This is a genomic window from Streptomyces sp. NPDC048659, from assembly GCF_040650575.1.
In the GTDB taxonomy this organism is placed as follows: Bacteria; Actinomycetota; Actinomycetes; order Streptomycetales; family Streptomycetaceae; genus Streptomyces.
The window spans coordinates 1-2,305 of sequence record NZ_JBEZHM010000136.1; the positions used below are offsets into that span (position 1 = coordinate 1).

At 69.4% G+C, this 2,305-nt stretch carries 3 protein-coding genes; all 3 read right to left on the minus strand.

All coding sequences use genetic code 11. The features are described from left to right. Window positions 1–125 precede the first annotated feature (125 nt). A complete protein-coding gene (locus AB0C99_RS39590) occupies window positions 126–875 on the minus strand; it encodes a hypothetical protein (protein WP_362485348.1) in 750 nt (249 codons plus the stop codon). A gap of 123 nt (window positions 876–998) precedes the next feature. Next, window positions 999–1,208 carry a hypothetical protein gene (locus AB0C99_RS39595; RefSeq protein WP_362485350.1) on the minus strand — a complete coding sequence of 70 codons (210 nt, stop codon included), beginning with the start codon at window positions 1,206–1,208 and terminating at the stop codon, window positions 999–1,001. Window positions 1,209–1,263: 55 nt separating this feature from the next. Further along, on the minus strand, window positions 1,264–1,620 hold the full coding sequence (locus AB0C99_RS39600) for a hypothetical protein (protein WP_362485352.1): 357 nt from the start codon (window positions 1,618–1,620) through the stop codon (window positions 1,264–1,266). Window positions 1,621–2,305: the final 685 nt, after the last annotated feature.

A 2,305-nucleotide genomic window follows, 5' to 3' on the forward strand; every position in this document is an offset into this window, starting at 1 on the left:
GCCCCCGCCGGGGGGTGCCCGGGGGGCGCGCCTGCCTCCCGTGCCCCCCCCAGTTTGGGGGTGGGGGGGGGGCGCGGGCCCGGGCGGCCGGGGCCGGCGCCCACTGGGCGCACCCCGGGGGTGTGTCACGCCTTGGTCAGAGCGGTCAGCTCGTCGGTCAGGTCCGCGCGCTTGAGGTTCAGGGCGGCGATCGCGCCGGTGAGCTGTGCGGCGGGGGCCATGTCCGGGGTGACGTCCGGGCTGGTCATCCCGTTCTCGGGCAGCTCGTCGCGCTGCTTGGTCAGGTCGGTGATCCGCTCGCCGATCGAGAGGATGTCGAGCTTGAGCTTGTCGACCTTGTCGGCCTTCGCCTTGGCGTGCTGCTCGGTCCAGGGGGTCTCCGACTTGATGAACTCGGCGTACTTGGCGGTCAGCTCGGCGAGATCGCCGCGCTTCGTCCACTCGACCACCAGGGCCGTCACCAGGTCAGCGGTGCGCAGCGCGGTTCGACCGGAGACGTCCACCGCGCTGACGCCGGTGGCGTACTGGGCACCGGCCAGGTTGTGGAGCCAGATGATCGGCGAGGTGGCCGTGATGTCCAGCGGGTTCACCTTCTTGTGCCCGACCACGAACGGGGTGCTGGCGCTTCCAAGAGCCGGGACGTCGGTGCGCTGGTGCCGGTCCTCGGCCGAGCCCGCGCCGAACTGGATGTTCACCAGTCCCGACACCGTGGGCTGCGCGTCGTAGTCGGGGTGGATCACGAAGGACCCCACCGGAAGGATGCCCTCCTGCACGATCCGCTTGACCGTGTAGGTCACCTCACCGTTCTCGCCGATGCTGCTCTCAGCCGAGTAGGTGGCGCCGGTCACGGTGGTGAAGGTGGTCTGAGCGGTCATGTCGTCCTCCTGGACGTGTGGGTTGGACGGGGCCGGGCTGCGTGTCGTTCCCGGCCCCTTGTGAGAACTACTCTACACAGACTCGTAGAGTTAAGCAACTCTGATTCTGTGGTTCATCGACTGTCAGGCAGCGGCGGGCATCGTTCGCCCCATGGCTTCCCGCAGCGCTTCGTGTCCGACGGTCGTGGCCTTGACCACGAAGACGCTCCGGGTGAAGGCCCGGACCTCCGTGCACTCGGCCAGCGCCTCCCAGAGCTTGAGCTCTGCAAACAGCTTCCGGAACGCCTCCACGGACGTCCGGGTTATCGAGTACTGCCTGGTGGCGTGTTCCATGATCGTGCCTTCTTGTGAATGATGGTTCGGTGTGAGGTATCGAAGTGCCGGGCTCCTACAGCACCTCGACCGCGAAGATCATGAGGAAGCAGATCGTCGCTATCCAGGCAGCCAGCATCAAGAGCCCGGCCGTGTCGCGAGAGATTGCCTTGATGGTCGACGCCACGAGTTCCAGCGAGTCGCGGGCGGCTGTGGATTCGGGGAGAGCGCAGTACGGGGGGCGCCACGTCAGCAGAAGCCCGTACTCCGCCTGATAGTCGTCCGACCTGGTGAAGTACCCGACGTAGAACTCGGCCGTGCGTCGGCTGCTGGCGTAGGGCCTCCCCAGGTGGCCGCTCAGGTCCAGGCAGGCCCCGTTGTGAGTGACGTACCAGGTGGAGAAGGAACGTCGCTTAACGGCGTAGGGGTTCATCCCAGTCCTTTCGGGCGCGCGCCGGCCGAGCGGTGGCGCTGTCGGTGGTCTCTGCTGACCTCGTGATCACTACAGTACATGAATTCATAGACTTAAGCAACACCCATCGTCAGGGAGAGATCTCCCCCGCCGCAGCAAGAGGACAAGCACTCCCCACCCCGCTGGGTGGCGGGGGAGTGATCTCTCCGCCCGGCTGTCTGGCTTTGCTGTTCGGTCGGGGCGGCCTCGTCCGGGCCCCGCCGCCCTCGCCGCGTCCGCCGGGCCCCGGGCTGCCGTCTCGGCCGTCGTTGCTCGCTGCGGTGCGGACGGGTCGGTCCGTGAGGGGTAGCGGTTGCCACCGTCTGCTGTTGTACCGGGGCCCGGGGTGCGGCTGGTGGGTGTGACACGGTGAGGTCACCCGTTCGTGTGGCCCCGGTCGTCAGAGCTTGCCGGGCCTCCGGCCGCCGCCCCGCTCCGGCCGCCCCGGCCGCGCCGCCTGGCCTTCGGCCTTCGGTCGCCATCCTGCCGTTCGGGCCCCGGCTTGTTGAGGTGCTGGGGGGTGATCTCTCCGGCCCGCCCGCCTCCTTCCGTGCCCGCCCCCGCCCGTCTCCCGCCTCCGGCCGCGCTTCCGCCCGTCCCGGCCCCGCCCCGTCTGCTCGCCCGTCCCGGCCCGCCCCGGCCGCGTCCCGGTCCCGCCCCGACCCCG